Source organism: Bradyrhizobium sp. (assembly GCF_017881085.1).
GTDB lineage: Bacteria > Pseudomonadota > Alphaproteobacteria > Rhizobiales > Xanthobacteraceae > Bradyrhizobium.
The window spans coordinates 1-5,437 of sequence record NZ_JADGRI010000346.1 but is presented as its reverse complement, the minus strand read 5'-3'; the positions used below and the strand labels follow the sequence as shown (position 1 = coordinate 5,437).

Below are 5,437 nucleotides of genomic sequence, written 5' to 3'. Positions count from 1 at the left end.
CAGGTCGGAATATTCGGCGCGGCTGGTCCAGATCTTCTGGCCGTTGACGATATAGTCGCCATTGCCGTCTTTCTTCGCGAACGTCTTCAGCGAGGAGGTATCGGTGCCGCTGGTCGGCTCGGTGACGCCGAATGCCTGCAGCCGCAGCTCGCCGGTGGCGACCTTCGGCAGCCATTTTGCCTTTTGCTCGTCGCTGCCATGCCGCAGCAGCGTACCCATGGTGTACATCTGGGCATGGCAGCCGCCGCCATTGCAGCCGGCGCGCTGGATCTCTTCGAGGATCGCGGCCGCCGCGGATAGCTTCAGGCCGGCGCCGCCATACTCCTCGGGGATCAGCACCGAGAGATAGCCGGCCTCGGTCAGCGCATCGACGAAGGCCTTGGGGTAGGCCATTTCGCGGTCGAGCTTGCGCCAGTATTCGCCGGGGAATTGCGCGCATAGCTTGGCGACGGCTTCACGGATGTCGGAATAGTCTTCTTGTTCTGTTGAGGTCATCTGAACTCGGCTGGTAGATCGAGGGCGTGGCAGCCCCCGGCGCGGTTAAGTTCCTCGCCGTGGATAGGCTGGTCAACGCCGGCGATCAAGGCCGGTCTGTTCATGCGGGTATGCGCACCGGCAGGGATTCGATGCCGCGTACGAAGCTGGAATAGACCCGCTTCGGCTCGCCCACCACTTCGATGCGCTCGAAGCGCTTCAGCATCTCCTGCCAGACGATTTTCAATTGCAGCTCGGCGAGCCGCATGCCGACGCAGCGGTGGATGCCGAAGCCGAACGACAGATGCGTGCGGGGCCGGGCGCGGTCGATGATGAACTGGTCCGGGTTCTCGATGCCCTCTTCGTCGCGGTTGCCCGAGACGTACCACATCACCACCCGGTCGCCCTTCTTGATGGTCTTCCCGCCGATCTCGGTGTCGACCAGCGCGGTGCGCCGCATATGCGCCAGCGGCGTCTGCCAGCGAATGACTTCCGGCACCATGGAATCGATCAGCGCCGGATTGGCGCGCAGCTTTTCGTACTGGTCGGGGTTTTCGTTCAGGGCCAGCACCGAGCCCGACATGGTGTTGCGGGTGGTGTCGTTGCCGCCGACGATCAACAGGATGATGTTGCCCATCAGATTGTCGGGGTCCATGTGCCGCGTGGCTTCGTTATGCGCCATCATCGAGATCAGGTCGTTCCGCGGCTCGGAATTGACCCGCTCGTTCCAGAGTTTGGAGAAGTAGGCCGCGCACTCGTCCATCTCGGCGCGGCGCTGCTCCGCCGATTCGACGATGCCGCTCTTGGGCAGCGCGGTCGAGACGTCGGACCAGCGGGTCAGCTTGCGGCGTTCCTCGAAGGGAAAGTCGAACAGCGTCGCCAGCATCTGGGTGGTCAGTTCGATCGACACCCGGTCGACGAAATCAAAGGTCTCGTTGCGGGGCAGGGCGTCGAGCACCTTGGCCGTGCGTGCGCGGATCAGGATCGCAAGTTCGTCCAGATGCGTCGGCGTGAACATCGGCGATACGGTCTTGCGCTGTTCGGCATGCCGGGGCTGGTCCATCGCGATGAAGCTCGGCCAGTCGTAGCCCGGCGGCACGTCGCGGATCGAGATGCCGCCGAGCGAGACGTCGGAAGAGAAGATGCCGTGGTTGGTGTCGACATGCATGATGTCGTTGTATTTGGTGACCGACCAATAGGGCTCGATCGGCGAGTTGGTGCAATAGTGCACCGGCTCTTCCTTGCGCAGCCGCTCGAACCACGGCCACAGCGTATCGTTCTGGAACAGTCGCGGCGCGCCCGGATGAAAATCCTTCAGCGGCGTGGAATAGGCCTCTTCGCGCGCCAGGCGCAGAAGCTCGGCCTTGTCGGCTCGGACTGAGGTCTGGATGTTCATCGTTTGTCGTCCAAAAATGGGTGTCGGGGCGGGCGTTCAGCCGGCGATCCGGACCGGCAAGGTCTCGTAGCCTTTGACAAAACTCGAATACACCCGCTTGGGCTCGTCGACCACCTCAATATTGTCGAAGCGCTTAAGGATTTCCTCCCAGATGATCTTTAGCTGCAACTCGGCGAGCCTCATGCCGACGCAGCGATGAATGCCGAAGCCAAAGGAAATATGGGTGCGCGGACGGGCGCGGTCGATGATGAACTCGTAGGGACGCTCGATCACCTCTTCGTCGCGGTTGCCCGAGACGTACCACATCACGACCTTGTCGCCCTTCCTGATCTGCTTGCCGCGGAACTCGACGTCGTCGAGCGCGGTCCGGCGCATATGCGCCAGCGGCGTCTGCCAGCGGATCACCTCCGGAACGAAGCTGTCGATCAGGGCCGGGTTTTCGCGCAGTTTCCGGTACTGGTCCGGGTTCTTGCTCAGCGCATAAAGGCTGCCGGTCATGGTGTTGCGGGTGGTGTCGTTGCCACCGACGATCAAGAGGATCAGATTGCCAAGGAAATTCTTCGGGTCCATGTCGCGGGTGGCTTCGGCGTGCGCCATCATCGACAACAGGTCGTTCCTCGGCGGCTGGTCGATGCGCTCCTTCCATAGCTTGCCGAAATAGGCCGCGCACTCCGTCAGTTCGGCCATCCGCGCTTCTTCGGTCGGAACCAGGCCGTCCGGTCCGGGAATCGTGGTGGCAACGTCGGACCAGCGCGTCAGCTTGCGGCGGTCCTCCCACGGAAAATCGAACAGCACGGCGAGCATCTGGGTAGTCAGTTCGATCGAGACCTGGTCGACCCAGTCGAACACTTCATTCTTGGGCAGATTGTCCAGGCATTCTGCCGAGCGTTTGCGGATGTTGATCGCGAGCTGGTCGAGATGGGTCGGGGTGAACATCGGCGCCACGGTCTTGCGCTGCGCGCCGTGGCGCGGCTGATCCATCGCGATGAAGCTTTCGCGGCGCAGCTCGGGATCGACGTCGCGGATGGTGATACCGCCGAGCATCGAGGCCGACGAGAACACCGCATGGTTGGTATCGATCTCCATGATGTCGTTGTACTTGGTCACCGACCAGTACGGCCCGAACATGCTGTCCTTGCAGTAATGCACCGGGTCTTCCTTGCGCAGCCGGTCGAAATACGGCCAGAACGAATCGGTCCTGAACAATTCGGGGTTGCCGACGTCGATCTCCGCGAGCGGCATGGACCAGGCGCGCTCCTGCGCGGCCTTTTCGTTGATACTTTGAGCGGAATCGATCGTCCCGTGCATCGGGCAGCTCCCTGATTGCCCCCTCCTCGGCAAGGTCCGGAAGGGTGGTCGTTTGAGCGAATTACAGCCCGTTGCGCGCGCCGGAGCAAGGGAGAGTTTTGCCTTCTGCCGCACCGGGGGGAGGCGGCCCGCTGGTATACAGAGGAAGTCCCCTTCTCGGCATCTTCAGGCCGTGACAAGCCTATTTCCAAAGATTAAGGCTTTAGCCGAGACCAGCAGCTTTATTTGCCCGAAAGGCCGCCCGACCATGATCCCCAACGCGCAACGGATGTTCAATTTCGATCTCGGCGAGACCGCCGACGCCATCAGGGAAACCGTGCAGGATTTTTCGAGCAACGAGATCGCACCGCGCGCCGCCGAGATCGACAGGAGCAATCAATTCCCCAGGGATCTCTGGCCGAAGATCGGCGCGCTGGGCCTGCACGGCATTACCGTCGAGGAGGAGTATGGCGGTTCGGGGCTGGGCTATCTCGAGCACTGCATCGCGGTCGAGGAAATCTCGCGCGCTTCGGCGTCGGTCGGCCTTTCCTATGGCGCGCATTCCAATCTCTGCGTCAACCAGATCCGCCGCAACGGCAGCGAGGCGCAGAAGCGCAAATATCTGCCGAAACTGATTTCCGGTGAACATGTCGGATCGCTGGCGATGTCCGAGCCCAATGCGGGCTCCGACGTGGTCTCGATGGCGACCCGGGCCGAGAAGAAGGGCGACCGTTTCGTCATCAACGGCAGCAAGATGTGGATCACCAACGGCCCGGTCGCCGATACGCTCGTGGTCTATGCCAAGACCGACGCCGTGGCGGGATCGCGCGGCATCACCGCCTTCATCATCGAAAAAGGCATGAAGGGATTTTCCACCGCACAGAAACTCGACAAGCTCGGCATGCGCGGCTCCGATACCTGCGAGCTGGTGTTCGAGAATTGCGAGGTGCCGGAAGAGAACGTGCTCAGCAAGGTCGGCAGCGGCGTCAACGTCCTGATGTCGGGCCTCGACTATGAGCGCGCGGTGCTGGCCGCGGGGCCGCTCGGCATCATGCAGGCGTGCATGGATGTGGTGCTGCCTTACGTGCATGAGCGCAAGCAGTTCGGCCAGCCGATCGGCACGTTCCAATTGGTGCAGGGCAAGATCGCCGACATGTACACCACGATGAATGCGTCGCGTGCCTATGTCTACGCGGTGGCAAAAGCCTGCGACCGCGGCGAGACCACGCGCGAGGACGCCGCCGGCGCCATTCTCTATGCCGCCGAGAAGGCGACCCAATGCGCGCTCGACGCCATCCAGCTGCTCGGCGGCAACGGCTATATCAACGACTACCCCACCGGGCGGCTGCTGCGCGACGCCAAGCTGTACGAGATCGGCGCCGGCACCAGCGAAATCCGCCGGATGCTGATCGGCCGGGAGCTGTTCGAGAAATCGGCTTGAAGCAAATTTGTCATGCCCGGGCTCGACCAGGCTCGACCCGGGCATCCATCAAAAAGAAGACCTTTCGAAGAGGATGGATTGCCGGGTCAAGCCCCGCAATGACAGTTGAATTCTACTCCGTCAGATTATTGGTCTTCCTCACCCAGGCGCGCACATCCGTGAGCACCTCGGGCAGCACCGCATTGACCTCGGCGACCGTCATGCCGGCCTTGATGCGCGGGTCGTACAATACGTTCAGGATGTACTGGTCGTAGACGTCGAAAAAGCCCATCGATACATCGTCGTTGAACATGGTCCAGGGCACCGAAGAGGTGTCGTTGATCGGTCCCAGCGACTGCAGCAGTTCCTCATAGGCGCAATCCAGGAAGATGAAGTCGCCATTGTCGACGGTGAGGATGACGTCGGAATGCTCGATCTCGTATCTTTCGTTCTTGCGGAAACCGGACAGGCATTGCGGATCGAGCGAGGTCTTGATCTCCTTGGCGCGTTCGCTGCCGTAGAAGCTCGTGATGGTGCGATAGAGATCGCGGTCGCGCACCAGCTTGACGACGACATTGGCGCTGTCGCTGCTATCGGCCATCGCGATGTCGAGATGCCGGACCTTTTGCCCGATATCGGTGACGACCTTTGCGAGCTGCGCCTTGCGGTCGGGGCGGTTGCCGTCGGCGAACACCCGCACCGGCATGTCGTATTTCCGGATGCGGTCGACCCGGCCGGCCAGTTGATATTCGGCGCCGAAGGCGGTCTTGAAAAAACCCTCCGTGATCTCGCTGTCGGTGAAGGCCTTCTTCTCGGCGTGCTGGCGCGACGCGATGGCGGGGATTTCGGCCGATGCGGCC

The 5,437-nt window shown here is 61.9% G+C and carries 5 protein-coding genes; 1 reads left to right on the top strand and 4 read right to left on the bottom strand.

The features are described from left to right. The 3 genes from QZ213_RS24045 to QZ213_RS24035 form a co-directional block, all read right to left on the bottom strand. Positions 1-495, bottom strand: a 495-nt coding sequence (locus QZ213_RS24045; RefSeq protein ID WP_291688576.1) for an acyl-CoA dehydrogenase family protein, incomplete at its 3' end; no start/stop codon positions are given. A gap of 100 nt (positions 496-595) precedes the next feature. Then, entirely contained in the window at positions 596-1,870 is a 1,275-nt protein-coding gene (locus QZ213_RS24040; protein WP_291688575.1) for a cytochrome P450, read from the bottom strand. A 36-nt stretch (positions 1,871-1,906) separates the two neighbouring features. Beyond that, positions 1,907-3,178, bottom strand: coding sequence for a cytochrome P450 (locus tag QZ213_RS24035; protein ID WP_291688574.1), 1,272 nt, complete (start codon positions 3,176-3,178; stop codon positions 1,907-1,909). 247 nt (positions 3,179-3,425) lie between these two features. Here QZ213_RS24035 and QZ213_RS24030 point away from each other — a divergent pair, with 247 nt between their 5' ends. Next, positions 3,426-4,598, top strand: coding sequence for an isovaleryl-CoA dehydrogenase (locus QZ213_RS24030; RefSeq protein WP_291688573.1), 1,173 nt, complete (start codon positions 3,426-3,428; stop codon positions 4,596-4,598). Between the two features lie 112 nt (positions 4,599-4,710). Here QZ213_RS24030 and QZ213_RS24025 read toward each other — a convergent pair. Next, positions 4,711-5,437, bottom strand: a 727-nt coding sequence (locus QZ213_RS24025) for a DUF2927 domain-containing protein (RefSeq protein ID WP_291688572.1), incomplete at its 5' end; no start/stop codon positions are given.

Coding starts and splice junctions, on each gene's coding strand:
- QZ213_RS24035 (WP_291688574.1), bottom strand. CDS start 3,178: ATGCACGGGACGATCGATTCCGCTCAAAGTATCAACGAAAAGGCCGCG.
- QZ213_RS24040 (WP_291688575.1), bottom strand. CDS start 1,870: ATGAACATCCAGACCTCAGTCCGAGCCGACAAGGCCGAGCTTCTGCGC.
- QZ213_RS24030 (WP_291688573.1), top strand. CDS start 3,426: ATGATCCCCAACGCGCAACGGATGTTCAATTTCGATCTCGGCGAGACC.